Annotated in this window: 26 protein-coding genes and 1 pseudogene; 6 read left to right on the top strand and 21 right to left on the bottom strand. The window is 45.2% G+C overall.

Annotated features, from left to right (window positions below):
* Nucleotides 1–21 precede the first annotated feature (21 nt).
* The 5 genes from H3V14_RS06690 to H3V14_RS06670 form a co-directional block, all read right to left on the bottom strand.
* Entirely contained in the window at nt 22–558 is a 537-nt protein-coding gene (locus H3V14_RS06690; protein WP_198227466.1) for a DUF6101 family protein, read from the bottom strand.
* A 152-nt stretch (nt 559–710) separates the two neighbouring features.
* Complete coding sequence (locus H3V14_RS06685; protein ID WP_198227464.1) at nt 711–2120, bottom strand: FAD-binding oxidoreductase; 1410 nt, start codon at nt 2118–2120, stop codon at nt 711–713.
* A 4-nt stretch (nt 2121–2124) separates the two neighbouring features.
* Nucleotides 2125–3084, bottom strand: a complete 960-nt coding sequence (locus H3V14_RS06680) for an L-threonylcarbamoyladenylate synthase (protein ID WP_198227850.1) — start codon at nt 3082–3084, stop codon at nt 2125–2127.
* Between the two features lie 12 nt (nt 3085–3096).
* Entirely contained in the window at nt 3097–3753 is a 657-nt protein-coding gene (locus tag H3V14_RS06675) for a ribonuclease HII (RefSeq protein ID WP_198227462.1), read from the bottom strand.
* 71 nt (nt 3754–3824) lie between these two features.
* On the bottom strand, nt 3825–5024 hold the full coding sequence (locus H3V14_RS06670; protein WP_198227460.1) for a PA0069 family radical SAM protein: 1200 nt from the start codon (nt 5022–5024) through the stop codon (nt 3825–3827).
* An 85-nt stretch (nt 5025–5109) separates the two neighbouring features.
* Between H3V14_RS06670 and H3V14_RS06665 the strand changes: the two genes are divergently transcribed.
* Nucleotides 5110–5619, top strand: a complete 510-nt coding sequence (locus H3V14_RS06665) for a hypothetical protein (RefSeq protein ID WP_198227458.1) — start codon at nt 5110–5112, stop codon at nt 5617–5619.
* A gap of 66 nt (nt 5620–5685) precedes the next feature.
* Here H3V14_RS06665 and moaB read toward each other — a convergent pair whose 3' ends face one another.
* The 6 genes from moaB to H3V14_RS06635 all read right to left on the bottom strand — a co-directional run bounded on the left by moaB (nt 5686) and on the right by H3V14_RS06635 (nt 9382).
* On the bottom strand, nt 5686–6216 hold the full coding sequence (gene moaB, locus H3V14_RS06660) for a molybdenum cofactor biosynthesis protein B (RefSeq protein ID WP_198227456.1): 531 nt from the start codon (nt 6214–6216) through the stop codon (nt 5686–5688).
* Nucleotides 6217–6231: 15 nt separating this feature from the next.
* Entirely contained in the window at nt 6232–7131 is a 900-nt protein-coding gene (locus H3V14_RS06655) for a 4-(cytidine 5'-diphospho)-2-C-methyl-D-erythritol kinase (RefSeq protein WP_198227454.1), read from the bottom strand.
* A 2-nt stretch (nt 7132–7133) separates the two neighbouring features.
* On the bottom strand, nt 7134–7319 hold the full coding sequence (locus H3V14_RS06650; RefSeq protein WP_075870428.1) for a hypothetical protein: 186 nt from the start codon (nt 7317–7319) through the stop codon (nt 7134–7136).
* Between the two features lie 98 nt (nt 7320–7417).
* Nucleotides 7418–8266, bottom strand: a complete 849-nt coding sequence (locus tag H3V14_RS06645) for a S49 family peptidase (RefSeq protein ID WP_246785071.1) — start codon at nt 8264–8266, stop codon at nt 7418–7420.
* A gap of 104 nt (nt 8267–8370) precedes the next feature.
* A complete protein-coding gene (locus H3V14_RS06640; protein ID WP_246785069.1) occupies nt 8371–9177 on the bottom strand; it encodes a tRNA1(Val) (adenine(37)-N6)-methyltransferase in 807 nt (268 codons plus the stop codon).
* A complete protein-coding gene (locus H3V14_RS06635) occupies nt 9161–9382 on the bottom strand; it encodes a DUF2007 domain-containing protein (protein ID WP_075870180.1) in 222 nt (73 codons plus the stop codon). Before H3V14_RS06635 ends, H3V14_RS06640 begins: the two co-directional genes overlap by 17 nt.
* 173 nt (nt 9383–9555) lie before the next feature.
* Here H3V14_RS06635 and H3V14_RS06630 point away from each other — a divergent pair, with 173 nt between their 5' ends.
* From H3V14_RS06630 to H3V14_RS06610, 5 genes are all read left to right on the top strand, one after another.
* Nucleotides 9556–10572 carry a polyprenyl synthetase family protein gene (locus H3V14_RS06630; protein ID WP_075870181.1) on the top strand — a complete coding sequence of 339 codons (1017 nt, stop codon included), beginning with the start codon at nt 9556–9558 and terminating at the stop codon, nt 10570–10572.
* A 121-nt stretch (nt 10573–10693) separates the two neighbouring features.
* Nucleotides 10694–12454 (top strand): tetratricopeptide repeat protein, encoded by a 1761-nt coding sequence (locus tag H3V14_RS06625; protein ID WP_075916040.1) that lies wholly within the window; start codon nt 10694–10696, stop codon nt 12452–12454.
* A gap of 235 nt (nt 12455–12689) precedes the next feature.
* Nucleotides 12690–13634: a glycine--tRNA ligase subunit alpha gene (locus tag H3V14_RS06620; protein WP_075914852.1), complete on the top strand. Its 945-nt coding sequence runs from the start codon at nt 12690–12692 to the stop codon at nt 13632–13634.
* Complete coding sequence (glyS, locus tag H3V14_RS06615) at nt 13634–15928, top strand: glycine--tRNA ligase subunit beta (protein ID WP_198227452.1); 2295 nt, start codon at nt 13634–13636, stop codon at nt 15926–15928. Before H3V14_RS06620 ends, glyS begins: the two co-directional genes overlap by 1 nt.
* Nucleotides 15929–16094: 166 nt before the next feature.
* Nucleotides 16095–17006, top strand: coding sequence for a bestrophin family protein (locus tag H3V14_RS06610; RefSeq protein ID WP_198227450.1), 912 nt, complete (start codon nt 16095–16097; stop codon nt 17004–17006).
* Nucleotides 17007–18043: 1037 nt separating this feature from the next.
* On the opposite strand, the gene H3V14_RS06605 is transcribed toward H3V14_RS06610, so the two are convergent.
* The 10 genes and pseudogenes from H3V14_RS06605 to H3V14_RS06560 all read right to left on the bottom strand — a co-directional run bounded on the left by H3V14_RS06605 (nt 18044) and on the right by H3V14_RS06560 (nt 26836).
* On the bottom strand, nt 18044–18310 hold the full coding sequence (locus tag H3V14_RS06605) for a YodC family protein (protein WP_198213354.1): 267 nt from the start codon (nt 18308–18310) through the stop codon (nt 18044–18046).
* A 585-nt stretch (nt 18311–18895) separates the two neighbouring features.
* Complete coding sequence (locus H3V14_RS06600; RefSeq protein WP_178391790.1) at nt 18896–19039, bottom strand: hypothetical protein; 144 nt, start codon at nt 19037–19039, stop codon at nt 18896–18898.
* 1196 nt (nt 19040–20235) lie between these two features.
* On the bottom strand, nt 20236–20715 hold the full coding sequence (locus H3V14_RS06595; protein WP_075870430.1) for a F0F1 ATP synthase subunit B: 480 nt from the start codon (nt 20713–20715) through the stop codon (nt 20236–20238).
* 9 nt (nt 20716–20724) lie between these two features.
* A complete protein-coding gene (locus H3V14_RS06590) occupies nt 20725–21297 on the bottom strand; it encodes a F0F1 ATP synthase subunit B (protein ID WP_075870186.1) in 573 nt (190 codons plus the stop codon).
* A 159-nt stretch (nt 21298–21456) separates the two neighbouring features.
* On the bottom strand, nt 21457–21687 hold the full coding sequence (locus H3V14_RS06585; RefSeq protein ID WP_075870187.1) for a F0F1 ATP synthase subunit C: 231 nt from the start codon (nt 21685–21687) through the stop codon (nt 21457–21459).
* A gap of 57 nt (nt 21688–21744) precedes the next feature.
* Nucleotides 21745–22503 (bottom strand): F0F1 ATP synthase subunit A, encoded by a 759-nt coding sequence (locus H3V14_RS06580; RefSeq protein WP_075870188.1) that lies wholly within the window; start codon nt 22501–22503, stop codon nt 21745–21747.
* A gap of 11 nt (nt 22504–22514) precedes the next feature.
* Entirely contained in the window at nt 22515–22934 is a 420-nt protein-coding gene (locus H3V14_RS06575) for an AtpZ/AtpI family protein (RefSeq protein WP_075870189.1), read from the bottom strand.
* A gap of 233 nt (nt 22935–23167) precedes the next feature.
* Nucleotides 23168–23940 (bottom strand): annotated as a pseudogene (locus H3V14_RS10865) (cell wall hydrolase); the annotation flags it as partial.
* A gap of 793 nt (nt 23941–24733) precedes the next feature.
* Entirely contained in the window at nt 24734–26161 is a 1428-nt protein-coding gene (gene der, locus H3V14_RS06565) for a ribosome biogenesis GTPase Der (RefSeq protein ID WP_198227448.1), read from the bottom strand.
* A gap of 3 nt (nt 26162–26164) precedes the next feature.
* Nucleotides 26165–26836, bottom strand: coding sequence for a tetratricopeptide repeat protein (locus H3V14_RS06560; RefSeq protein ID WP_075870191.1), 672 nt, complete (start codon nt 26834–26836; stop codon nt 26165–26167).
* Nucleotides 26837–26910: the final 74 nt, after the last annotated feature.

The following is a 26910-nucleotide window of genomic DNA, read 5'->3' as shown; positions in this document are numbered from 1 at the left end:
ATTCTTGTACGAGCCACAATGTTATCCGAGCATAACCTGATTGTTGATAACCAACCTTATGCCTAAAGAGCATCCGCGGCATCGCAACGAGAAATTCTTCTTTATATGTTGGTGCGATTGTTTTCCGAAAAAATGTTCAAGCGGCGAACGGTCTTTTACAGGAATAGCCGAACCGTCGTCGTTGAGAAGAAGCATCGGCAAATCGTAGGTATCTGCCCAAAGTCTCCAATCAAGGAGCACATCATCAAGATCGCGCGAAACAAGAAGCGGAATGCACGCTTCATGATTTCGGTGTAACAATTCAAGAGAAACCGCTTTTTGTCCTGAAGAGGTTACGACCGCACGCGCAGCAACACCTCTGAATTGATGGGCAAGCACCAGGCGCGATAATTGCGATGTACCGTTTTCATTTTCGATTTTTAACGCTGCGCCACGCTCGTTCAATGAACAGACAATTGTCTTATCCTGAACGTCGAAAGAAACATATTGTGGCAAATGGCAGGGATCCAGTCTCAGTTCAAGTCCTGCTTTTGCCCGATTAGCCCATTGAGTGGCCATATATTTTGTCCCCAATATCCTCTTCAATTCAACTGGGAACACCTTAGCAACCTTTGTTAATCGGTTTGTTAAAAGGTTAGGTTAAAAAATTATTGGTTTGTTTTTTGGTTATCGAATTACAAACGGCGCTTTAAGCCATTATTCACCAAGACTTATAGCATTTTACCCGGATTCATAATGTTTTTCGGGTCAAATACCTGTTTGATCGAACGCATGAGAGAAAGTGCTACCGGAGATTTGAAGGCAACAAGTTCCTTGCGCTTTAATTGTCCGATGCCATGTTCGGCTGAAAATGAACCATTATAGCTCATAACCAATGTATGAATACGGTGGTTCATTTCCCCCCAAAGGGAAAGATAGGCTTGTTTGTCGGCGCCCACAGGTTGCGACACATTATAATGCAGGTTTCCATCCCCCATATGTCCAAAGCAGACAATGCGGGCACCAGGCGAGATCGTTTCGATAATTTTTGCCGCCTCGCTAATAAAATCGGGAATAGAAGCTATCGGAACCGAAATATCATGTTTGATCGACCCGCCTTCCAATTTTTGCGCTGGTGACATATCTTCGCGAAGCCGCCAGAATTCCTTCTGCTGGCTCACCGACCGGGCAATGGATGCATCTTCTATAACTCCCTGTTGAAGTGCATCTGCCAGAATATCTTCCATCGTATTTTCAGCTTCACCGTCACTATGGGACGAAGACAGATCAAGAAGTACATACCATTCGCTTTCATGCTCAAGTGGTGCATGAGCACCTTTGACGTAGCGCAAAGACATTTCCATTCCAACCTTTGCCATAAGTTCAAAACCGGTAAGCATGGAACCGGCTTTTTTCTGGGCAAGGAGTAGAAGCTTTAACGCTTTTTCCGGACTTTTCATGCCCGCATAAGCAACCGCTTTTCCTTGTGGTTTCGGGAAAAGTTTCATGACGGCAGCTGTTATAATACCAAGCGTTCCTTCTGCTCCGATAAACAAGTCTTTCAAATCATAGCCGCTATTATCTTTTTTGACATAGCGTAAATCATCAAGAATGCGCCCATCCGGCAGGACAACTTCAAGCCCGAGGCAGAGTTCACGCGTGTTGCCATAAGCAAGAACATCCGTGCCTCCGGCATTGGATGAAAGATTGCCCCCGATCTGGCAAGAGCCTTCCGAACCAAGTGATAAAGGAAAAAAGCGCCCCTTTTCATCAACTTTTTCCTGTAATGTATGGAGAACCACTCCGGCTTCGACCAATGCCAGATTACCTTCGACATCTATCGAGCGGATTCTGTTCAAACGCTCCATCGAAACAATAATCTCATTAGCACTTTCGTCCGGTTGTTGTGCGCCGACAAGACCTGTATTTCCCCCTTGTGGAACAATGGGGGTCAAAGTCTCGCTCGCAAGCTTCATAATTTCCGAAACTTCTTGTGGAGAGGAAGGGCGCAAAACAAGAGGGGTGCGCCCATGATAAAGACCGCGTTGTTCGACAAGATAGGATGAAATCACATCCTGATCCACCAAAGCGTGATTGACACCAACAATTTCTATAAAACGATCAATCAGCTTTTTGTCCATAATCCTATTTCCTTGGTGCGGCTGCGCGTTGAAGCCGGTCATTGATAGCCTCGCCCAAGCCCGTAAACGGTATCGGCTCGACAGCTATACATTTAACATCTTTTCTATCAAGTTCCTTCAAATAATGGAACAGATTGCTGGCCGCCTCCTCAAGATTACCTTTTTCGCTTAAGTTGAGCATTGCCACTGCACTTCCGGCATTTATGGTTTGTTGTTTTCCAAAAGCTAAAAGTGCTTCATCGTTTTTAACATCTTTGGCATCAAGCCTCACAAATGCATTGGGTGCATAATGTGATTTTAACATACCAGGCGCTTCAATGGCTGCTCGCTGGTCTACACGTTCCAGCTTAATTCCTGATATTTTTTCAATTTTTTCAGCTGCAAGCCCGCCCGGACGAAGCAGATAAATATGGTCGCCTACCACTTTGATAATGGTCGATTCAACACCGACACGTGTCGGGCCGCCATCAATGATAAGCGGCACTTTTTCACCAAACATATCGGCAACATCCGTGGCGGATGTGCTACTCAAACGGCCGGAAATATTTGCGCTCGGTGCTGCAACCGGCCGGCCGAGTTCTTTTACTATTGTTGCGAATATACCGACAGGATTGCGAACCGCCAAAGTTTTCAAACCCGCACTGGTAAGCGGGTCTATCGAAGTTTTATTTTTAAGCGGCAAAACGAATGTTAAAGGTCCTGGCCAGAAAGTGTCCATCAGCATTTTCGAAATCTCGTCAATCTCGACAATATCTCCCGCCATATCCATACCGCTGATATGCGCAATAAGCGGGTTGAATCGGGGGCGTCCTTTGGTTTTGAATATATTGGCAACCGCTTTGCCATTTGTTGCGTCTGCCGCAAGTCCGTAGACGGTCTCGGTCGGTAAAGCCACGAGCTCCCCTTTATCAAGATAGGAAACAGCCTTGGAAACAGCGTCTTTTGACGAGGCAAGAACAATCATCATACCAATCCTCTAGAACGCCCCCTTGATCGGGGCAAAACTGAAGCGATGCAATCTTTTGACAGGTCCTTCACGTTCTATTGCCGCGCGGTGGAACGCTGTTGCATATCCGGCATGTTTTTCAAAACCGTAAGCAGGATAAACTTTTCCCACCTTTTCCATTAGCCGGTCGCGGGTGACTTTTGCAATAATGGATGCTGCCGCAATAGATTGGGATCGCCCGTCACCTTTTACCAGTGCCTGAGCGGGACAAACAAGTTTCGGAGGAATATCGCGCCCGTCTACCAGAACATAATCTGCTTTGACAGAAAGACAGCAGACGGCTCTCCTCATAGCTTCAAGAGCAGCTTTCCTGATATCTGTGCGATCAATTTCAATTGCCGACAGGCTGCAAATAGATACTGCCAATGCCGAACGCAAAATCCCGTCATAAAGTGCTTCACGTTTCTTTGCCGAAAGCTTTTTGGAATCATTTAAGCCTTCGGGTATGTTGTTCCGGTCAAGAATGACCGCAGCCGTTACGACAGGACCGGCCAATGGGCCACGCCCGACTTCATCCACTCCGGCTATATTCCGGTAGCCTTTTGCAATAAGACGTTGCTCAATCGAATAATCGGGCATTAAAGGAAAATCATCAAATAACGGCAAATCGTTGTTTTTGTGAGACATGGACAATCTAATTGCATTACGAGAGTTTTTGCGCAAGTCCGGCAATTCGAAAACATTAAGAAAAACGTTCGTCAAATTTTGTCATCAAAAAGAAACGACAATTGCTTTGCTACTTTCAATGGTGGTCTAAAAAGCCCCGTCTCAAGCTTTTGATGGCGTTCATGTAATTCCAGTCTTTGTCGTGCCAGACGAAAACGGTCGGCAACAAGTTTGGCAAACGGCCCCTCGCCGGACATGCGCGTTTTCCAATCCGCATCGTAATCTTTGCCGCCACGCATATCACGGATTAATTGCATAACCCGCCTGTAACGATCAGGATATTCGCGCAATAGCCAATCTTTAAAGAGCGGAGCAACTTCATAAGGCAGTCTGAGCATGACGTAACCGGCGTCAATCACACCGGCCTCTTTTGCTCTCGTCAAAACATTTTCTATTTCGTGGTCGTTTAATCCGGGAATAACCGGCGCCATCATAACGCTTACGGGCACGCCCCTTTTCGTCAATTCCTTGATTGCCCATAAACGTCGCTCGGGTGTTGCAGCACGTGGTTCCATGAGGCGGGCAAGCTTTCTGTCCAATGTTGTGATGGATAACGCCACGCGGACAAGCTTTCGCTCAGTCATTCTTTCAAGTATATCGCAATCTCTTACAATAAGTGCAGATTTTGTTGTAATGCAAACCGGATGACCGCATTTATCCAATACATTAAGAATTTGCCTCATAATCTGCCATTTTTTTTCAATTGGCTGATAAGGGTCTGTATTGGTTCCGATAGCAATTGGCCGAACCTTATAATCGGGTTTTGATAATTCCCGTTCAAGAAGTTTTGCAGCATCGGGTTTGGCAAATAATTTTGTTTCAAAATCAATCCCTGCCGAGAGCCCCATATAAGAATGGGTGGGGCGCGCAAAACAATAAATACAACCATGTTCGCACCCGCGATAAGGATTGATCGAGCGATCAAAGAAAATATCGGGCGAATCATTGTGGGTAATAATCGTACGGGCTTTTTCGGTTTCTACAGACGTTTGAAGCGGACAAAGCTGTTCATCCAAATCCCAAAAATCATAAAACCGTTCGCCTGACTGTTTCTCGAACCTACCGGCAGGATTGAGCGCCGCTCCCCTTCCCCTTATTTTTTCTGCTTCTGCATGAAGTAAAGATTGATCAATCAACATTCTTCCGCCATCGGTCGACATCGCGTTGAAAGCCAATCGGTCGGCCTTTGCCATGACATTTACCAGATGCTGATTGATCACTGTTTTTCCCATTTCCGCGATTTATCACGCCGATGCGAACAAAACAAGAACATAAATTATCGTGCTTTTGATAAAATAATGTTTTAATTGAAACACTATGGTTAGCGTTATTATTCACGCAAATGAAGATATAGATCCTCTTGCCGATACACTAGCAATGCTTGTATCGGTAAGTGTGTTCGGCCTTGTTAGCGAGGTCATTTTATGGTCGGAAAATCACAGCAATGTCTTGCAAACTGTTGCCAATGATACCGGCTGTCGCTATCTCCCAAAAAGCACACTAGGTGAAGTGATTATGTCGGCAAAAAGCAAATGGTTGCTTTTTCTCACACCGGGTGCACGCTTACTCGACCAATGGCGGGAAATTTTAAGTCGTTATGTCGAGAAGGAGACAAATCCTGCAAGCTTCCGCTCTGTCGATTTATCAAAAACATCTCTCCTGCCAAAATTTTTCAAAAAAACCCGTTTGATGGAATGCGGCTTAGTTGTATTGAAAGAAAAGCTTATTGACAATGCCGACAATGAAGCAGCGTTAAAGAAAGCGATAAACAGTCTTAGGCCGGTGGTTTTACCGATTCAGATTTTTGTCCCCACGAAACAAAAATAAACGGCTCTTTTGTTTTTTAAAAGAGCCGTTTCCATTAAAAGATTACAAACAAAATCGTTCGTTTTCTTATCGTTCTGTCAAGCGCGGCATAAGCATAACCAGATTATGCGGGCGCTGGCGGCTATCAAGCTCGCTTTTCAATATATTATCCCACGCATCCTTGCAGGCACCGGTTGAACCGGGCAGGCAGAAGACGAATGTTCCATTGATAAGTCCTGCTGTTGCACGCGACTGTATTGTTACCATGCCGATTGTCTCATAGGAAACTTTATGAAACATAGCCGAAAATCCGTCCATCCGCTTGTCAAACAACGGTTCTATTGCTTCCGGTGTAACATCGCGTCCGGTAAAACCGGTGCCACCGGTGGTGATAATAATTTCAACGTCAGGGTCGGCTGCCCAATCAACAATTTTTTTGCGGATTTCGACAATTTCATCGCGAACAATATCACGTTTAGCCAAATTATGGCCCGCCGATTTGATACGTTCCTCCAGAACATCTCCCGACCGGTCATCACTAGAATTACGTGTATCCGACACTGACAAAACCGCAATATTGAGCGATTCTATCTTGGCTTTTTCATCAATATGACTCATGATTTTCATTCCTGATTATTCGTTTATTTTACCCGTTGTCTCGACTGCTTTTACAAACCAGTCCGGTTTTTGTGATTTTATCTTTCTTGCCGCCTCTTCCGCTCTCTTGATATTTTCGTAAATGCCGAAACACGTTGCACCTGACCCCGACATGCGTGACAAAAGAGCGCCATTCCTACCAAGTAGCGCCAGCACATCCTCGAGCTCTGGTGCAAGTAAGCATGCACATTCATAAAGATCGTTGTGTGTTTTTTTGAGCTCATTCACAAGTGAATGAAGATTTGCCAATTTTGCAAAATTGATATCAAGAGGTAGGCTTTTTTTATTGCCTAGAAGCTTAAAAATTTCCGGTGTCGAAATGGCTTGCCCGTGATTGACAAGCACCATAGGAATTCTACAACAATCAACCGGCTGAAGTTTTTCGCCGATACCCGAGACACGAAGCGATTGACGATTTAAAAAGGCCGACAGGCACATCGGCACATCGGCCCCCAATGTCAAACCGAGTTCAAAAAGCTCTTGATCGGATGCTTCGATTTGCCATTGCTGTTTTAAGAGAGCAAATACACCGGCAGCATCGCCGGAGCCACCACCGATACCGGAAGCAATAGGTAGATTTTTTTCAAGGATGAGCTGACAAGGCTCGGCCTTTAGAGGAAATTTTTTAACAAAAACATCGCGCGCTCTTGAAACCAGATTGTTCGCATCTGCCGGGAGCGCGACAGATTGAGGGCCGACAATGGAAAAACTATTTGTTTTGGCAGTTTTGTAAGAGAGAACATCACCCTCAAAGCTGAAACAGACCAGACTATCAAGAAGGTGATAACCATCGTTGTGCTCCCCCACCACATGGAGCGCCAGATTGATTTTAATCGGTGTTACAATTGTTGCGGATTTTGCAACCTCGAAAGGCACGTTTAATCCCGTTCAACGTAATATTCACCCGTTTCGGGATCTTTCACCAATGTACCATTTGCACCTGTGCGGCGTTCATCCTCGGCATGTTTTACACGCAGAGCAACGCGTTGTGATTCGCGCTTGAAAGCGCGATAGGCATAAAGTGCGGCTGCACAAATCAGACCATAAATAACTAATCTCAACATTTTCACCTTTCGCTCCCATGTCATTATTTGATAATTAATGAGCGCAAATCAAGTCTTGAAACGACTATTGTTATATCTTCCTGCAAAAATTTGTCTTTTTAAAGTCCATAGCGTTGCCATAAAGCCCGTTCTTCTGCCGATTGGATAAGACCATCGACAGCCGAAGAGACCAAACCCGCAGAAATTGCCGGCGTTTTGCGTCCCAGCAAGCTTCTCGAAGCTGAAACAAGACGCATTTTGGCATCGTGACCATAGCGTTGTTTGATCAAAGAACGCAAATCGGAAAGTTCATCAACAAGCCCGAGCTCCTTGCCTTTTCTGCCCGTCCAGAACATGCCGGTAAATAGATTGGGGTCATCAACCAGTTTGGAACCCCGACTTTCCTTTACAAGATTTATGAAAGTTTCATGAATTTCGAGTTGCAGAGCCTTCAAATGATCGACGTCTGCCTTTTTTTCAGGCTGGAACGGGTCAAGCGAAACTTTGTTTTTACCGGCTGTGTAAACACGGCGTTCAACGCCGATTTTTTTGAGCAATTCAGAAAAACCGAATGACGCGGAAACTACGCCGATTGAGCCAACAACCGAAGACGGATCTGCAAAAATTTCATCGCCTGCACAAGCAATCATATAGCCGCCGGATGCAGCAACATCTTCAACAAAAACCAGAACGCGTTTGTGCTTTTCTTCCGCAAGGTCACGAATGCGACGATAAATCAGGCGCGATTGAACGGGAGAGCCACCCGGAGAGTTGAGAGAAATAGCGACAGCCGGCGCTTCTTTGTCGGAAAAAGCTTTTTCCAAAGCATTTGCACAAGAACTAAGCGATAAAGTTTGACGCAAAGGGGAAGAAGCTTCCATAATCATTCCTTGCAACCGCACAACCGGAATTTCAACAGCATTGGAACGAAAACGGCGTGGAATAAAACGTTTAAAAAAGCCTGACAAAGTTTGAACTCCTGATAAGAAAATCTGCTTTTATAGCCTAAAAAACTGCACTATTGTCATTTAAGATGTAAATGGCAAAAAGCAATATTTTGTTAAAATCCCGTTCAAATACTCTGCCAGATGCTCTTTTTGCCATTATTGATTGCATCAACTATCGGCGAAAAAGCATGAAGGTCGGTCTCATGAATATAAAGTGCAGGCATGAGTGACAGTTGCGCTTTGCTTGCTTTTTTAGCGTGGATCAGAATGCGGATTGCGGGACTATTTTTACGTGAGTGGACAGGAAATACCATTATATTACCAAACCGCCCCTCACATGATTGCAGTATTTCGGACAAAGATTGTGGCCGGGCGATCAAGCCTAAAAAACCGGATGGTTTTACAATGGCCGAGGCAGTACGAATCCAGTCTTCGAACATATGATCGGACATAACATGGGCCGCGGCTTTCAAATCATCGGGAGTTTTACGGTCGAATGGAGAATTGAAAGGCGGATTCATTATTGCGAAATCGAAAGCATTGTCTAAAAGCCCCGCTTCCCGTCTTTCTTTACCCCTTAATGTGACATCGGCCAAAATTATATTCATCCGCTTTGCAACTTCCCGATTTTCGGTAAGTGCAATACTCTTTTGGGCAAAAGCAACCATTCCGGCTTCGCGTTCAACAAGTGTAACTTCAGCTTTTTTGCAACGTGCGGCAACGGCAAAACCTGCAGCACCGGCACCAGCTCCGAGATCTGCAATCTTGCCCTTGAAACCGGTTGGCACGAGCCCGCCGAGCAACATTGCGTCCATGCCCGAACGATGTCCGCCACTTTTGGGCTGCACCAGATAAAAACCGCCCCGATGAAAAACATCTATCGTTTCATCAAGCGAGGTCATATCCGCTTTGTTGTCATTGTGATAGCTCATGAGCCAAACCTGCGTCTATCATGATTTCTCTTGCTTCTTCAGCACTTTCTTGATCCACCAGAAATCGACGACGGATTGCGCCGAGCGAACCTTCTGCGACACTGGTATTCTGATCGGTCACAAAATAAAGTATGCCTGCCGATTTCATAAGACTTTCGACAAATGAAATGAGCACAATATCATTGGTGGCAAATAGTTCGATCATAAAGTCAAGTCACCTATTTTTTATCGGCATGACATGCAATTACACAAGAAAATGGTATTTTTCCTTAAATATTTTTTGAAACGCGCTATCTCAAGCAATATCACGCTTGAGTTGATCCTCTTGCTTCATTAAGGTGCTGGCAAAAATCAAGAGATTTTTCAGGAGTATGGGCATTGGTTGCTGAGAAAAATTCAAATAAAAAAGCCGACAATCAGGCTTCGATAACGCCGCTTATCAATATTACCAAAAGTGATATGGAAAAAGTAAACGAGCTTATCATTGCCATGGCCGGTTCGGATGTGGAAATGATTCCTGAAGTTTCAAACCACCTTATTTCTTCCGGGGGCAAAAGATTAAGACCGATGTTGACATTGGCTTCCGCCCGCTTGTTCGGCTATGAGGGATCAGGGCACATCAAACTGGCAACAGCGGTCGAATTTATGCACACGGCAACTCTGCTTCATGACGATGTTGTCGATGACAGCGATATGCGGCGCGGCACATCGACTGCCAGAATGATCTGGGGCAATGAAGCAAGCGTCCTTGTCGGAGATTTTCTGTTGGGCCAGGCCTTCAAAATGATGGTCGAAGTTAATTCGATGGATGCTCTTTCAGTGCTTGCAAATGCTGCTGCGATTATTGCAGAAGGTGAAGTCATGCAGCTTGCGGCTGCAAAACATTTGACAACAACCGAAGATGAATACTTGAAAGTTATCAATGCCAAGACTGCAGCCCTCTTTTCGGCTGCAGCAGAAGTGGGACCTATCATTGCAGGCTACGGAGAAAAAGAACGTCAGGCTTTAAGACATTACGGAACCTCTTTAGGACTCGCGTTCCAGCTTGTCGACGATGCACTCGACTATGGCGGCAATTCCAAAAATCTGGGTAAAAATACGGGTGATGATTTCCGCGAAGGCAAAATAACCATGCCGGTTATTCTTTCCTATATTCGCGGCGACGAAACAGAAAAAGCTTTCTGGAAACAATCTCTTGAAGACGGAAAAAATGACGATGAAGCGTTAGCCCATGCGCAAAAGCTCATGAAGCAACATCATAGTCTTGAAGATACAATAAAAGCAGCACGTCATCACGGCAATGAAGCATTGAAAGCTCTTGATGGACTGGCACCAAGTAAGGAAAAAGCAGCATTGTGTGAAGTTATCGAATTTTGTATTTCACGCGTCAACTGAGTTTCCGTCGGGTTGTTTTCTCGTAAAAATGACCCGAAACAGATGATATTTTTGAACATATTGGCTGGATATATCCTATAAAGGTGGCCAACCTGTTTTAAGTCGGAAAGAGGATCTTTTCATGCAAGCCGCAAAAGTTACCCGCCTGATTGCGCTTTGTTTAGCGGGTACAATATTGATGACAGAACCTTCCTTTGCAAAAAAGGAAGAACCTGTCAAAGCAGGATCATTTGCCGGAGCGTATCTGGCTGGCCGCATTGCTGCAAGTGACAACAATGTCGATCTTGCTATTTCCTATTTCAAACAGGCTCTCGGTTTTGAACCGGATAACGTATCCATGCAGCAGGATATGCTTTTAACCCTTTTGTCAGCAGGCGAATTCAAAGACGCTGTCAAACAGGCAAAACGGCTGAAAGGTAATCCCGACGTTGAACGCTATGTCAGGCTTACACTTGCAAGCGATGCCTTTATCAGAAAAAATTATATTACTGCAAAAAGCGAGCTCAAATTTTCCGAACCTTCCGACATGGATACACTTTCATCCGGTTTATTGGGGGCATGGGCAACATTCGGTCGTGGCAATACAACCGGTGCTGTCGAGGATGTTAAAAAGCTGCTCGGACCGGTCTGGTACGATTTATTTCTAAGCTATCATATGGCGTTGATGAGCGATCTTGCCGGACACAGGGATGATGCGGAAAAATATTACAAGCAGGCTTTGAATGACCAACAAGGGGGTGCCGCAGCCCCTGATACCTATGAACGCATTATCGTTTCCTACGCTTCTTTTGAACTACGCAACAACAAGCGTGATGAAGCCCTCACTACACTGCGCGACGGTGAAAAAATGCTTACCGGACGCGATGCCTTGAAAAACATTCGCCAAAGGGTCGAGGAAGGCGGTTCGCTTGATATGCTGATCAAAACGCCTCAAGAGGGTGCTGGTGAAGTATTCTATGATCTCGGCACAGCTATCAATCGTGGCGGGGCTGAAGCATTTGCCCGTATTTTCCTCCAGCTTGATGAAGCGCTGCGCCCGCATAATGACGCAACGCTATTCCAGCTTGCCGATATTTCTTCAAAATTGGAAGAAAACGAACGGGCAATTGATATTTATCAGGAAATACCGGTCAAATCCCCTTACTATCGCGATGCAGAATTAAGACTAGCCCTTATTCTGGCTGACACCGGGAAAAGTGATGAATCAATTCGCCATTTGGCAGCCCTTGAAACAGACTATCCCGAAGACCAGCGCATCTCGATGGCAATGACGGGCGTTTATATGCAAGAAAAGTCATATGACAAAGCCGCCGCCGTCATGGATCGAGCAATTGCTCGCATTCCACACCTCGAAAAAGAAAATTGGCTGATGCTTTATCAACGAGGCATGGCCGAAGAGCGCTTGAAAGAATGGGATAAAGCCGAACCGGATTTTCGAAAAGCGCTGGAACTCTATCCTAACCAGCCGCAGGTTTTGAACTATCTTGGCTATTCATTAATCGATCGCAATGAAAAACTTGATGAAGCTTTGAATATGGTCAAAAAGGCAGCCGAGTTGCGTGCACAAGACGGTTATATCGTCGACTCCCTCGGATGGGCCTATTACAAACTCGGTCGTTATGACGAGGCCGTCAAAACATTGGAAAATGCCATAAAATTGCGTCCTGAAGATGCAACCATCAATGACCACCTTGGCGATGCTTATTGGATGGTCGGACGCAAACTCGAAGCCACATTCCAGTGGAACCACGCAATTGCCGGAAAACCCGAGCCGGAAGAACTTGCAAAAATTCAGGAAAAACTGAAATCAGGATTAAAAACACCCACCGCGGAAAAAGGCACTGAAAAGACGCCTGAAAAAACCGATAATACCAAGCATTAAAACAGGAAAGCTATAATTCTTGAGATTTCTTGATCCGCACGCTGCTTTTACCGGATGACAAGTTTTAATCAAATGAATATTTTGGGCAGACGGTCGATTTCACCAAACGACTTTTTGGCCAAATGGCTTTTTGAAGCGCCTCGTCCCTTGACCATGGGGACGTGAAAGAATAGACGTTTTGTGCCGGATTTTCTCTTTCCGGATATGTTTTTATCAATCTCAAAAGGGTAATATCGTGAGCCTACCCGAATATCTTGATCCGAAATGCTCTTTTCAGGGGCTTATCCTGACATTGCAAAACTATTGGGCACAATATGGTTGCGCCGTTTTGCAACCTTATGACATGGAAGTGGGAGCCGGAACTTTTCATCCGGCTACGACCCTGCGGTCATTGGGACCACGCCCGTGGAAAGCTGCCTATGTGCAACCTTCCCGCCGTCCGACCGACGGGCGCTATGGCGAAAATCCGAACCGCTTGCAACATTATTATCAATTCCAGGTTTTGCTCAAACCTTCGCCGGATGATCTACAGGATCTTTATCTGGGATCCTTGCGGGCTATCGGACTCGATACAAATCTCCATGATGTCCGCTTTGTCGAAGATGATTGGGAAAGCCCGACATTGGGGGCATGGGGGCTAGGCTGGGAATGCTGGTGCGACGGCATGGAAGTATCTCAGTTCACTTACTTCCAGCAGATTTGCGGTATCGAATGTTCGCCCGTTTCCGGAGAGCTCACCTATGGTCTGGAACGGTTGGCAATGTATATTCAAGGCGTTGACAATGTTTATGATTTGAATTTCAACGGCCGCAAGGGAAGTGATAAAATCAGCTATGGGGATATATTCCTGCAAGCCGAGCAGGAATATTCGCGTTTTAATTTCGAATTTGCCGATACCGAACTTTTACACCGCCACTTTATTGATGCCGAACGCGAGTGTGCTGCTATTCTTGAAGCAGGAAAACCGCAAGAAAAAGGCGGGCTTCACCTTTGCGTCATGCCTGCTTATGACCAATGCATCAAAGCCAGTCATGTCTTCAATCTTTTACAAGCACGCGGTGTTATATCTGTTACCGAAAGACAAAGCTATATTTTACGGGTTCGCGATCTCGCACGCCGTTGTGGCGAAGCTTTTCTTTTAACCGATGCCGGTGGCGCAAATTATAAAGGGGAAGCCTGATGCCCGATCTTCTTCTGGAACTTTTTAGTGAAGAAATTCCGGCCCGTATGCAGCGTAAAGCTGCAGGTGACTTGAAAAAGCTCGTCACCAACGGACTTGTTGACAATGGTCTTGTTTATGAAGCAGCACGGGAATACTGGACACCGCGGCGCCTGACACTTGATATAAGAGGTTTGAGTGCCCGTTCGAAGGATGTCCATGAAGAACGCAAGGGCCCGAGCGTGAAAGCTCCCGAGCAAGCTATAAACGGTTTTTTACGTTCGGCTGGTCTTTCCAATATTAGCGAAGCCGAAATCAAAACCGATCCCAAGAAAGGGGATTTCTATATCGCCCGGATTACCAAAAAAGGTCGCAATGCCGAAGAAATTATAGCCGATATCATGCCTGATATCATCCGCAATTTTCCTTGGCCGAAATCCATGCGCTGGGGCAAGCAATCGACAAAACAGAATGCCTTGCGCTGGGTCCGTCCATTGAAAAACATTCTGTGTGTTTTCGGGCCTGAAAATGATGCAACGGAAGTCGTTCCTTTCGAGGTTGCAGGACTTAAGAGCAACAACATAACCTATGGTCACCGTTTCTTGAGCGACGGCAAGCCGATTGAAGTTCGCCGCTTTGACGATTACGTCACCAAACTTGAAAATGCGAAAGTCATTCTGGACGGCGATCGCCGCAAGGAGATCATCCTTGCAGATGCACGCAATCTTTGTTTTGCCAAGGGGCTTGATCTGGTCGAAGATGATGGACTGGCTGAAGAAGTATCAAACCTCGTTGAATGGCCGGTGGTTCTGATGGGGGAATTCGAGGAAAGCTTTTTGCAAATTCCTGCGGAAATTATCCGGCTCACCATCCGCATCAATCAAAAATGCTTTGTCACCCGCAAACAAGGTGAAGAGAGGAAACTTTCCAATCACTTCATATTGGTGTCCAATATTGTCGCGCCTGATGGTGGCAAGGAAATTGCGCGCGGCAACGCAAAAGTTGTGCGTGCGCGTTTATCCGATGCCTTGTATTTCTGGCATACCGACCAACACAATCTGCCCGATCTTTCCGAGCTTACTCTGTCGGCTGAAAAACTTGGCCTTGATTTGAAGAAGCCGCTTGACCAACGTATGGCGCGTCTTGACCATTTGAATGTAACCTTTCACGCAAAACTCGGCACACAAGGCGCAAGAGTCGAGCGTATTGCCGCTCTTTCTTCAATCATTGCTCCGCTGGTTGGCGCCGATGTTAAACTGGCGAAACGCGCCGCGCTCCTTGCAAAAGCCGATTTGCAAACAGAAGCTGTTGGCGAATTTCCCGAGTTACAAGGTGTCATGGGGCACAAATATGCTCTTCTTCAAGGCGAAGACCCAAGCGTTGCTGCCGCTATTGAAGAGCACTATAAGCCTCAAGGGCCGACAGACAGCGTTCCGCGTGCCCCGGTTTCCATTGCTGTTGCCCTTGCTGACAAAATTGACACGCTTGTAGGCTTCTGGCTTATCGACGAAAAGCCGACCGGTTCAAAAGATCCTTTTGCCCTCCGGCGCGCGTGTTTGGGTGTCATCCGTCTGCTTCTTGCGCGCGATTGGACAATCCATCTTATGCCGATTTTCAAACAGGCTATCGGTCTTATTTCACGCCACACGATAGAGCGTGCTTTAAGCCTTTATGAATCCGGTTTGCGTCATGAAAACGCAAAAGAAACCGATGCCGGAGAAGATGTCGACAATGCACTTTCAATGGAGGAAAAGAAACTCGAGAAGGAAGTGGCGGCAAAGACCGGTCCGGTTCTTGACGATCTTTTATCCTTCTTCCATGAGCGCCTCAAAGTTTATCTTAAGGACGAAGGTGCGCGCCACGACGCAATTGATGCCGTCATGCAAAATGACGCAGATGACCTCCTGCAGGTTGCCCGCCGCGTCGAAGCTTTAATTTCCTTCATTAATACAGATGACGGGAATAATTTGATTGCCGGTTTCAAACGCGCTTTCAATATTCTTGAAGCTGAAATCAAGAAAAAAACTCCGATAGCAGACAATGTCGATCCCGAGCTGTTCATTGAAGAAGTAGAGAAATCACTTTTCAAGGCAATTGTTGATGCTGAAAGCAAGGTGAAATCCCACATTGAATCCAATGATTTTTCGGGCGCTTTGCTCGTGCTGGCGGGATTGCGCAAACCTGTCGACGCATTTTTTGAAAAAGTGCTCGTCAATGATGACAATAATGCCGTGCGTGCGAACAGATTATCAATTCTGCAACGCATCACGACAGTGACCGGAAGGGTGGCAGATTTTTCCAAACTAGCCGGTTGAAAGTTACGTGGGAATCCGCCTGAAACAGATCTGATTTGAATTGTTTTCAAAAATGGATTTGTCCGGCGGTGCCTACGTGCATTGCCCTTAAACTGCCACAAAGAATATTATAAAAATTTGAGTGTTGCCGGTGATTATTCGATGCTTGCCGGCAGCGGAGAATGATATGATTATCCGTAAACGGCCGGGATTCTTACGGCTTTTTTTTGTATTGCATGGCTCTATTCTTCCTGCCATAGCACCACAACTTGTCGCAATTCTAATTCTTTCAACAGCCTTGGTATTAGCCCACCATTTTTATCCCCGCGTCATACCTACCTATAATAACGGGACAGCGTTCATGATGCTTGGCATTGCACTGTCGACCTTTCTGGGCTTCCGCAATAACGCCTGTTATGACCGGTGGTGGGAAGGGCGAAAGGTTTGGGGAAAAATTATTTCCGGTTCGCGCGATCTTATTCGCCAATCGGCTGTCCTGACCGGTAATGATGCGGAACGAAAAACAATATTGGAACTTACTTCCGCCTTTTCCCAAAGCCTTGTTGACCATCTGAAAGGGACATCATCCCTCCCCTCGTTAATTTCAAACTTTCCGGAAGAGTTTGTTAAAGCCTATCAGGCAAGCCATAATAAGCCTTCATTCATCCTCAACCAGATTTCGAAGTATCTTGCAACTTTGCAGCAGCAAAAAGCTCTGAGCGATATTCAATATCAAATGTTTGATAAAAGCTTGACCGAGCTTAATGAAAACCAGACTTCGTGCGAGAGATTGAATAATACGCGCGTACCCTTCGCTTATACGCTTCTCCTCCATCGCACGGCTTATATATATTGTTTTCTCATTCCGTTCGGTTTCACCGATATACTTGGTTGGTGGACACCAGTTGCAAGCCTTCTTGTCGCTTATACGCTATTTGGCCTTGACGCTCTGAGCGACGAATTGGAAAGACCGTTCAGCAACCTTGATAATGTTCTTCCAATTCATGCAATGGCAACAATAATCGAGCGTGACGTTTGCGCAGCTATAGGGCTTCCGCTTCCAAAACCTGTCGAAGTCGTCAACTTCATACTCAGGTAATGAGCCAATCGGTTAATGATTTAAGCCTCGAAAGCCTGTGGCTTCATCATGTCAGGCATCGTCTTACGGGTTATTTGCTGATATGGCACGAATCTAGGGGATTGCTTCTACAGAAAGCCATTTGACCTGAACGCCATTAAGAAATGCGACACAAACTAATTATGAGCAATAAATGTGATGTTTTGCTACTTCATTCACGGGCAACAATTGTTAAACTCGTTACCTACCTAGTGGTCAATCTTTCGTTTTAGAAGTGTTCAAGGTCGTTCACTACCTACTCGGATAACGGCCCATATCGGGATAATGCTTAAACTTACCAAAGCAAGCGGCTTCACAAGCCATACAATTTTGCTGTTCATTTGCGGGCTCGTTTACCAAAAAGCAAATTTGCACTTTATGGCGTAGCGATTTATCAGAAAGACTTTCAAGGAACTTTAAGAATATTTTACCGATCCGGTTAAACCGGTCAACAGTTCAACGCGGAATCTTTTTACGGTCAATCTTCGTTGTTAAAGGGCATCCACGGGTGTTCAAATGATCATAACCAACTGATGGAACCATATTTATGTAATGCTTAAGCCTGCCAAAGCCTGAAGTCGCAACCGTCGTGCATCCGTTTGAGTGTCATTTGCAGATTTTACGTCACTCTACAGACAATATTTTTGCTGAAACGCCATTCTGACTAGACCTCATCCGAGATATATCGGAACATTTGGTTAACCAACAAAGGTCATATCCCGCCAACTTGTTCAATGGTAACAATGGTTGGCAGAACTCCCTATTTAGCAATCATTCCTCCCTTTAAAAACAGTTGGAGCTCTATCCCTCCTCTGTGGTCAATGCCTAACCATTCCCCTTGTTTTATACCTCTGAGTTGCAGCGATATCATTGCAAACAAAGTGGGCCACAATTCCCGATAAATCCTTGACCTGTGAGTTGCCCCCCCGAAAATCCCGCTTTAAAACCTAGCGTGAAACGAGGATCGGAAAAGTTTAAAGGGAATGGGTTCATCGTTAGAGGATAACTATCAGATAATATCAGAGCGACTTTTTGTCTGCCTTTTTAGCTGCTTTAAACGTTGCCATCGCTCTGCCATTTTCTTCAATCTTGGTTTTGCCCTTGGTTTTTGAAGATTTATGCTTCTCGCCTTCGCTCACGAGTTCCAATGTATCCTTGCGGAAGATGGCAGTCTTCAAATGTTCTTCCTTGAACCATACGCAAGAAATTTTACTATTGTTGACCTTATCGACAGTCATTTTAGGACCACCGGATTTCAACCGAACAATATTGCCAGCTTTAAACATTTTAAATCCCTCTAAACGTTTGTTAACTTTGCCAACAACCGCGACGAACGCACCCCCGCATCCTAGCGTGCCTAACTATATATAGGTTAAGACCGGTAGATATTTTAGATTGTGTTATTTTACTTGTCTATGCAAGAAAGAAAAAATCGGTCAGAGAATTATTTTTAATTTGATAAGCCTTGTCATTAAGACGGCCAACGATAGAAACGGGTCAATAGTGGAGATAAATTATTCCGTTCGACCTTCCCGTAATTGTCCGGTATTCATAAACAACGATGCCATTACGTCACCCGCTTCGCGGCAAGCGCTATCCATCCCGTTTTTGACCGGTCTTATTTATAAAAATCCTGCCCTTAAAGGGCGGCACCCACCCAGATGATCAAGGATTCCATGCCTTCCCGAACGCTTGTCGAAAAAGTTCGGCGCGATTTCAATGCTTAAAAGCCTGTTTTACAAGCATGACGAAATTGCACAATAATCTACAATATTTACAACTCACACCTCCTTCAAAGTTGATGGAGGAATGTAGCAGTTATATTGCTTTATCTGCATTTCAAGCAGATGATAAAGAGCAGTCTTTACCGTTTATTTGGACTTCTTTTTCCCTGCTGCTTGTGTCAAAGCGGATCCTGCAACCGACTTTTGTGCTTTTGTCGACTTAGGATCTTTCAATTGTTTCGATGCTTCTTTAGCCACTTTTTCTGATGAAGTTTTTTCATTTTTAGCCATAATAAAAACCCTTTGAAGTTAGTGATTTTAAAGTTCTAACAAAATATAATTCGTTTTCTGAATTTAATAAATATATTTTAATTGTCATACATGTATATTTTTATTTTATTCGTCACATAATTAACAAATATCAATATTATCAATTTGAATAAAAGTAATATAAAAATAATTTCTATTTATTAATAACTGTCTTATGAAAAATGTAATAAAATTTTTACCACTTGTTTTTATTAACAGAATTGCTTTTGTGGAGCGAGTTTTAATGGCGCCCAAAATAATTGGGATAATAGTTGAGTATAGGTTCTATCCTCGTGATCTTCTTGAATGAGCCTAAACGGATCATAGCGTGGCTCAAGATAACTGAAACAACCCATTCTCTCACAAACGACGCCAATAAGGGTGGGTTTTTATCCAATTAAAGCTTGTTTTGGATTCTGGTAGCCATTGCTTCTGAACTTCTTATCCTTAGGAATTCCACGAATTTGAATGAGAGGAAACACATCAGGAACGTCGTCAAAGAAACTCTATCAGTACTTTTGTTTACTCCGGCCGCTTGAAATTTCAGTAAAAGTACCTCGTTGGATCACATGCTAACTACACTTGGTGACTGAATTCTTCTGAAGAGAGTCTGTTTATTTTTGTCAAACGCGAAATTATGAAGGCGCCACAAATGCCCCAAGAATAATGCCTAGACAAAAGGATCGCCTTACTTAATTTTTAAGAAGGTTACCCATACAAAATGGGCGGGGACATGACACGTCCCACATAAAGTTATATTTCCGATTTGAAAAGCAATAGTCAAGCCAACTTTTGTCGAGCGGCGAACGGATTTGACATCGATAAAAAGGGTCTGTCGGCCGTATAAGGAAAGTCTACTTAACCTTTACGGCACTTCGTTCCCGCGCGACAAAGTTCGGGAACTCAATATTCTCGGCAGACCGTTCAAACGGCATCGTCACTGGGAACGTCTAAAAAACTTTGCCTTTTAATGAAATAAGACGCCCAAAAACAAAGTGCAGCATTATCCGCTAACGCAACGAACAAATCGCCGAATTGTTTATGCCGTTAGCTTGAATGCATTCAATAGACAAAAGAGATAAATATCGTTGGCTAAGCAACAGCTGAAGATTATTTGAAGGCAAAAAAAACCACGCCTGATCAGAGCGTGGTCATCGTCATTTCATAAAAAGAGAAATCTAGTTGAGATGAGCCTTGACGTCCTCAAGTGATTTATCAATGAGGCTTGAAGACTTCTTGCTATCGATTTCTTTCACGAGAATTTCTTTTGCTGCTGCTACAGCGATATCAACAACCATGGATTTTACTGCGCCAACAGCTTCCGCTTCTGCTTGGGCGATCTTCTGCTCTGCCATTTTGTTACGACGGGCAACATAATCAGCCATTTTCTGGTGGGCATCTTTTGCAAGCAATTCGGCTTCACGCTTGGCAGCGGCAATAATCTCTTTAGCTTCCTTTTCGGCTTGCTCGCGCTTTGCCTGATAAACTGCAAGAAGCTCTTGTGCTTCTTCGCGTGTACGACGCGCCTCATCAAGCTCGCTTCTTATAAGCTCTGCTCTTTTATCAAGAAAACGGTTAAGGAGTGCAGGCACTTTGTAGTAGACAAGAACGGCTATAAAGAGAAGCAATCCTATCAGCGCCCAGAACGTATCTGTCATCATGGTCTTTCACTCCAAACCGCTTACAGACTTGACAGCCGCGGTTGCATGCGAAGCACTGACTTTCGAGCCGATAAGTTTTTCGACAATTTCGGCTGCTGTTGTTTCAGCAATTTTATTCACATTGCCCATCGCACTGTTACGTATTTTTTTAATCCGCTCTTCCGATTCCGCAAGTTTTTTATCAAGCTCGGCTTCCGACTTTTTACGTTCTTCATCGACCTTGTTACGTATTTCATCGGCAGACGTTTGAGCAATCGCAATAGCTCTTGCACGGGCTTCGGAAAGCTCGCGTTCATATGAAGCAATGGCACTTTCGCGTTCCATATTCATACGTTCGGCTTTATCGTGGTCGGATGCAATCCTGTCACGACGAATTTCGATCGTGCCGCCTATTCGTGGCACAATGATCCTCGATATGATTATATAAAACAGGCCAAAACAAATAATGAGCCAGAAAATGTGCGACTCGTAATACGAAAAATCAAAAGGCGGAAAAACACGCCCTGCATGTTGTGCAGCTTCGCCCGCATGTTCTACTGGCGTTTCGACAGTTTGCGCAAATGCGCTTGATAGAAACATCCCGTTTTACCCTCTCACAAGCTCCAATGTTTTAACACAATTGGTAACAGCCTTCCGGCAGCTCAAGGTTTTATTATAAACAATTGGCTCACTGCCAAGAACGAATGGCAGGCCTTGGGCCTGCCTCGTCAAATGCAATAGCCAAAGGCATTCAAATTATCAGACAGCGAACAGAAGCAGAATGGCAACGAGCAAAGAGAAAATGCCCAACGCTTCTGTAACAGCAAAGCCAAAGACCAAACGTGCAAACTGACCATCAGCAGCAGACGGATTACGAAGCGCACCCGAAAGATAGCTACCGAAGATATTACCGAGGCCAAGGGCTGTACCTGCCATACCAAAGCAGGCGAGACCGGCGCCTATATATTTTGCTGCGAGTGCTAATTCCATTTCATTCTCCTTTGAAGCAAAATCGCATTTAAAAGCGGTGGAACCCCACCAGTTTCATCAATGTCCGGGATGCACCGCATCAGCAAGGTACATACAGGTTAGAATAGTAAAGACATAGGCTTGAAGGAACGCCACAAGAACTTCAAGGGCCGTAACTGCCACAGTCATAATAAGAGGTAAAATTGAACCGCCAATGCCTGCCGCACCAAGACTTATCATAGATACGACGAAACCGGCAAAAACTTTGAGGGTAATGTGCCCTGCCAACATGTTGGCAAAAAGACGAACAGACAGGCTGATCGGACGGGAAAGAAACGAGATGACTTCGATAATTGTTACCAGAGGCAGGATGATGACCGGCACACCTGACGGAACAAACAATCTTAAAAAGCCGAACCCGTTTTTAATAAAACCGTATATGACAACCGTAAAAATGACGAGCATGGCAAGAGCGAAGGTAATCGCAATTTGCGACGTAACCGTATAGAAATACGGAAATAGCCCCAAGAAATTTGCTACCAGCACAAAAACGAATATAGAAAACACAAGCGGGAAAAACCGCATGCCCTGTGCCCCCGCCGAGCCGCGCAACATATTGGCAACAAACTCATAGGTAATTTCCGAAATGGATTGCATCCTTGTCGGAATGATGCCCCGACTCGACGAAGACGCAAACAAAAACAACGAGGAAAATACCACTGTTATAGCCATGAAGAGCGAAACATTGGTGAATGATAAATCCATATTTCCGACAGAAATATTGATCAGCTTAGACATCTGAAACTGATGAATAGGATCTGGACCGCTCGCTGACACCTTAACCTCTTTTACTCGGGCTTATCAGGCCCTTCATCTTGGCGCGACGCGCCGTTTTTGCCAATTTGACTGGGAGCAACAGCCCCCACCGACCGTAATATATTCAATACTCCGGCAGAAAAACCAAGGAAAAGAAAAATAATTAATCCCCACGGCGATGTTCCTGCCAATTGATCAAATCCTAACCCTAGTATAACACCAACCACAACGCCAGCCAAAAATTCGCTGGACAGTCTGATTGCCTGCGCCATCCCTTTCGAAGGTCCTGCTTCCTGTTTTTCGGGATCCGGCTTCTTGTCCGCTTGATAGCGAGCCAATTTTTCCTGCAGATTGCGTCTGCGTGTTTCCAGATCCAAAGTTTCAGGACTGTTCCCCTGCTCCGGTATTCGAGTACCCCTCTCAGGCTTAACAGGTTTATCACCTTTCGCCATATTTGGCCCCTTGATCCCAAATGCAAAGTAAAGGTCTGACCTCTAGAGTTGGGCGCAACATATTGTTACCTGAAGCATTCGTCAAGCCGCTAGCCCCCAAGATCAAAAGGAATTTTCTTCAAAAAGGAAAGTAACGGCTTGGTTGAACTTGTTTTTTCTCGGAATTGATGTCTGAAACATCTATTATCATATTGTATTTTATGAATTTTCTATCTTGAAAAATAGTCTTTATGTCAAATCCACCCGCCATAGCGCGTACGGTAAAAAATATGCAATCCGATCTTGTCAACCTTGATCATTGTGCGTGCCCAGCGAGGACGGACATAGACCGCATGATAATGGGTGGCCGAGCCTACTTCGGGAAACCATATCTGACCAGCCGTAACAGCTCTGGCAACCTGCTGGGCCACGGTCCATTGCGCCATCTCGGTTACTCTGTGTTTGCGTCCATCGCAAGCAAATGAAAACTGGCAATGATTGATCCAGTTGGTGTTCTGGTAAACGACGCCGCAAATTGTTTTCGGATAGGCAGGGTTTCTTACTCTGTTCAAAACGACTTGTGCAACAGCCGCCTGCCCTTTGATTGATTCTCCGCGAGACTCGAAATAAACCGCTTCGGCCAAACACTTCTGTTCTTTTGCTGTAAAAGCTTCAGGAGGCAGAGGTGTTGCAGCCCAGGCATGGTCGTTACGCCCGATAGGCGGAATAAAACGTCCATTCCGGTCGATTGGCGAGTTTTGCTTTTCCGTCAATACGCTATCAAATGCGCTTGTATCGACTTTCGCATTGGCCGGCGCGTAACCTAACGCCAGAACATCCGGATTATCATTGGTTACAAGATTTTTGAGAATCTTCGGCACAGGAAGTTTCGAGACCGGTTTCTTCTGTGGCACGACAAGAGCAATTTTTGCTTCGGATTTATTTTCTATCTTTTCACTGTTTCCGCCCACGCTTTTTGGCTTCTCGTTTCCGGTCTCGACATTCCGGGCAACTTCAAAAACACCGACTTGCCGGAATTTTTCCGGGAACGGTGTGACAGTCATGCTGAATTTCGGAAATTCCGATGCCAGCGATTGAAACAGATTGTTTGAAAGATCTTGCCGACTATTGGCCTCAACTTCATCAACATGAGTCGATTTCTGTTCGGTATTATTTCCTTGAAGGTGATTGTCAGCTTTTCTTTGTTCATCCTCCAAAGCCCGCTCATTATGTGATTGGGCAATGGTTGAAGCATTCGCCTGACCAAGTGATGCGACAACTTCACCTGCCCCGTTTTCAGCATTATCGACAAAAGCCGTTTTATAAGACAGGACCGCATGAGAAAAATCGGTTTTGTGAATAGTTGTTGCAGCTAAAGCCGAAAGGCTTGCACCAAGGAAAACCGGCAAAACTCGGGATTTACGCTTCTTCTGTTTTAAAACGGCCGGCGCTTCATAAAACCGCCCCTCCGGCATGTAATAAGAGGATGCGGCGCGAAGCATCAAGGTCTGCTCACCTTCGTTACCGGAACGGCGCAAAGACGGTATGAAAGACACTTCAAACACCACATCACTCCAACGCAAATACGCTTACGCAAAACAAAAAGAAAAACTTGTTTTCTGTGGTTTGAAGATTGCCTCATCAACCTTTATTTATGGTTAACAAAACCCCCTTATTCGTTGATTTTATTGATTAATTTTTCCTTAATTTATCAGAATGGTTAATGCAAAAATAGCGCATTTATCGGCTTTCTTAAAAAAAGCAAAGCCGATTTGTTAATGTTTCTGAATAGAGTGCAAACACTTTTTTTAAAAAACGACTCAGCGTTTTTTTGCGCGACCGGCAAACGGATTATCGGAGGTTGTCATCGTCAACCGGATAGGAACACCCGGCATATCGAAAGAATCACGCAGACTGTTTACAAGATAACGCAGATAGGACTGAGGCATCGCTTCCGGTCGGGAACAGGAAATAACAAAAACCGGAGGGCGCGTTTTTATCTGGGTGATATATTTCACCTTCAAACGTCGCCCCGAAACCGCCGGTGCCGGATGATAGGCGGTGATTTCTGCAAGCCATCTATTAAGCTTGCCCGTCGACACACGCCGGTTCCAGATACGATGGACCATTTCGACATTTTCCATGAGCCGGTCAATTCCCTCGCCACGCTCGCCGGAAACCGGCACTGCTCTCAAACCGCGCACTTGCGGCAATAGACGCGCACATTCTGCATGTAATCGGGCAAGCGTTTCCTGCCTGTTTTCGATCAAATCCCATTTATTGAAAGCAATGACGGGCGCCCTTCCCTCTCTGATGACGAGATCGGCAATTTGTAAATCCTGTTTTTCAAATGGAATCGTTGCATCGAGCACAATGATGACGACTTCGGCAAAGCGAATCGCGCGCAAGGTTTCTGCAACAGAGAGTTTTTCAAGCTTTCCATCAACCTTCGACTTACGACGCAAACCGGCGGTGTCAAAAAGCTTTATCTGACGCCCTTTCCACTGCCAATCCACCGAAATAGAATCGCGGGTTATTCCGGCTTCCGGACCGGTCAATAAACGATCCTGCCCGAGCATGGTATTGATAAGGGTCGATTTACCGGCGTTCGGCCGACCGACAATTGCAATGTGCAAAGGTTTGGTCTTGTCGTAAGCTGGTTCTTCAGCTTCCGGATCATCAATTTTCTCGCCAAACTCATCGTCGCTTTGCCTATTTTCCTTATCGGTTTCTGTCTTGTCGAAAGCTTTTTGTTTGCCAACGGCATCAACAATAGCGTCGCGTAAATCCTGTAATCCCAAACCGTGCTCGGCAGAAATCGGACAAGGCTCGCCAATGCCGAGTGACCATGCTTCATAAAAGCCTGCTGTTGCCTGTTTCGATTCCGATTTGTTAGCAACCAATACAATCGGCTTACCCGACTTGCGAACAAGCGCAGCAAAATTAAGATCGCTCGATGTCATGCCGCTTTTTGCATCAAGCACAAAAAGAATGAGATCGGCTTCATCAATGGCTGCTTTTGTCTGGGCGCGCATGCGACCTTCCAAAGTATCGCTTTTAGCTTCTTCCAAGCCGGCTGTATCAATGACATCAAAACGCAAATCCATCAAACGCGCTTCATGACGGCGACGATCACGTGTCACACCGGGGGTATCATCAACGAGAGCAAGCTTCTGCCCGACAAGCCGATTAAATAGTGTCGATTTGCCCACATTCGGACGGCCGACGATTGCAATGGTCAAGCCCATTTTCTATTTCCTTGCTGCATCACCGGAACTCTGCATCAAATCAAGCATGAGACGAGAACGTTCCGTAGCCTTGATTCCTTCAAGCCCTTCATCGGCAATTTTCTGGAAGTAATAACGTGCTTCGTCCATTTTCCCAGCTTTATAGGCCGAAAGCCCCAAGGCCTCGCGAGCCATAATGCGCGTCGGATCTACATCGGTCGCAAGATCCTTCACACGTTTTTCAACGTCCTCAAAAGAACCGTTATCCACGAGAATATAAGCAGCACGAAGTTTTGCTACTTTTTGAATAATTTCCGGAGCTTTTTTGTCATCGGCGATTTTGTCAAATTCGGCAACCGCCTTTTTGGCGTCCCCTTGTTCCATAAATATGGATGCTTTTCTCAAACCTGCCAAAAACGGATAATCGCCAAAACCCGATTTTTCCACTTCATCAAGCTTTTTCAAGGACTCGTCAAAATTATGTTCATTGGCAAGGTCCAGACTTGTAAGTAATGTATCCCCGATGCGCCCTGCCTTTGACGACTGCCAATGGTCATAAAACTGATATATGCCTGTTCCCAAAACAAGCAGGACAGCTGCAAGAATTAGATATGGACCGTAATTTCCCCATAAGGCTTTTGCCTTTTCCTGACGGATTTCTTCATTGACTTCACGAATAAAACTTTCATCCGACATTATATTGTTCCTGTCAAAAATGGGTTTTCAGGGCTTTTAAGCATAATTTAGCGAAGATGGTAGCCCTTATCACG

This window comes from Bartonella sp. W8151 (assembly GCF_016100385.1).
GTDB lineage: Bacteria > Pseudomonadota > Alphaproteobacteria > Rhizobiales > Rhizobiaceae > Bartonella > Bartonella apis.
This window is presented reverse-complemented; position numbering and strand designations above follow the sequence as displayed.

Coding starts and splice junctions, on each gene's coding strand:
- H3V14_RS06690 (WP_198227466.1), bottom strand. CDS start 558: ATGGCCACTCAATGGGCTAATCGGGCAAAAGCAGGACTTGAACTGAGA.
- H3V14_RS06685 (WP_198227464.1), bottom strand. CDS start 2,120: ATGGACAAAAAGCTGATTGATCGTTTTATAGAAATTGTTGGTGTCAAT.
- H3V14_RS06680 (WP_198227850.1), bottom strand. CDS start 3,084: ATGATTGTTCTTGCCTCGTCAAAAGACGCTGTTTCCAAGGCTGTTTCC.
- H3V14_RS06675 (WP_198227462.1), bottom strand. CDS start 3,753: ATGTCTCACAAAAACAACGATTTGCCGTTATTTGATGATTTTCCTTTA.
- H3V14_RS06670 (WP_198227460.1), bottom strand. CDS start 5,024: ATGGGAAAAACAGTGATCAATCAGCATCTGGTAAATGTCATGGCAAAG.
- H3V14_RS06665 (WP_198227458.1), top strand. CDS start 5,110: ATGGTTAGCGTTATTATTCACGCAAATGAAGATATAGATCCTCTTGCC.
- moaB (WP_198227456.1), bottom strand. CDS start 6,216: ATGAGTCATATTGATGAAAAAGCCAAGATAGAATCGCTCAATATTGCG.
- H3V14_RS06650 (WP_075870428.1), bottom strand. CDS start 7,319: ATGTTGAGATTAGTTATTTATGGTCTGATTTGTGCAGCCGCACTTTAT.
- H3V14_RS06640 (WP_246785069.1), bottom strand. CDS start 9,177: ATGAGCTATCACAATGACAACAAAGCGGATATGACCTCGCTTGATGAA.
- H3V14_RS06635 (WP_075870180.1), bottom strand. CDS start 9,382: ATGATCGAACTATTTGCCACCAATGATATTGTGCTCATTTCATTTGTC.
- H3V14_RS06625 (WP_075916040.1), top strand. CDS start 10,694: ATGCAAGCCGCAAAAGTTACCCGCCTGATTGCGCTTTGTTTAGCGGGT.
- glyS (WP_198227452.1), top strand. CDS start 13,634: ATGCCCGATCTTCTTCTGGAACTTTTTAGTGAAGAAATTCCGGCCCGT.
- H3V14_RS06610 (WP_198227450.1), top strand. CDS start 16,095: ATGATTATCCGTAAACGGCCGGGATTCTTACGGCTTTTTTTTGTATTG.
- H3V14_RS06605 (WP_198213354.1), bottom strand. CDS start 18,310: ATGTTTAAAGCTGGCAATATTGTTCGGTTGAAATCCGGTGGTCCTAAA.
- H3V14_RS06600 (WP_178391790.1), bottom strand. CDS start 19,039: ATGGCTAAAAATGAAAAAACTTCATCAGAAAAAGTGGCTAAAGAAGCA.
- H3V14_RS06595 (WP_075870430.1), bottom strand. CDS start 20,715: ATGACAGATACGTTCTGGGCGCTGATAGGATTGCTTCTCTTTATAGCC.
- H3V14_RS06590 (WP_075870186.1), bottom strand. CDS start 21,297: ATGTTTCTATCAAGCGCATTTGCGCAAACTGTCGAAACGCCAGTAGAA.
- H3V14_RS06585 (WP_075870187.1), bottom strand. CDS start 21,687: ATGGAATTAGCACTCGCAGCAAAATATATAGGCGCCGGTCTCGCCTGC.
- H3V14_RS06575 (WP_075870189.1), bottom strand. CDS start 22,934: ATGGCGAAAGGTGATAAACCTGTTAAGCCTGAGAGGGGTACTCGAATA.
- der (WP_198227448.1), bottom strand. CDS start 26,161: ATGGGCTTGACCATTGCAATCGTCGGCCGTCCGAATGTGGGCAAATCG.
- H3V14_RS06560 (WP_075870191.1), bottom strand. CDS start 26,836: ATGTCGGATGAAAGTTTTATTCGTGAAGTCAATGAAGAAATCCGTCAG.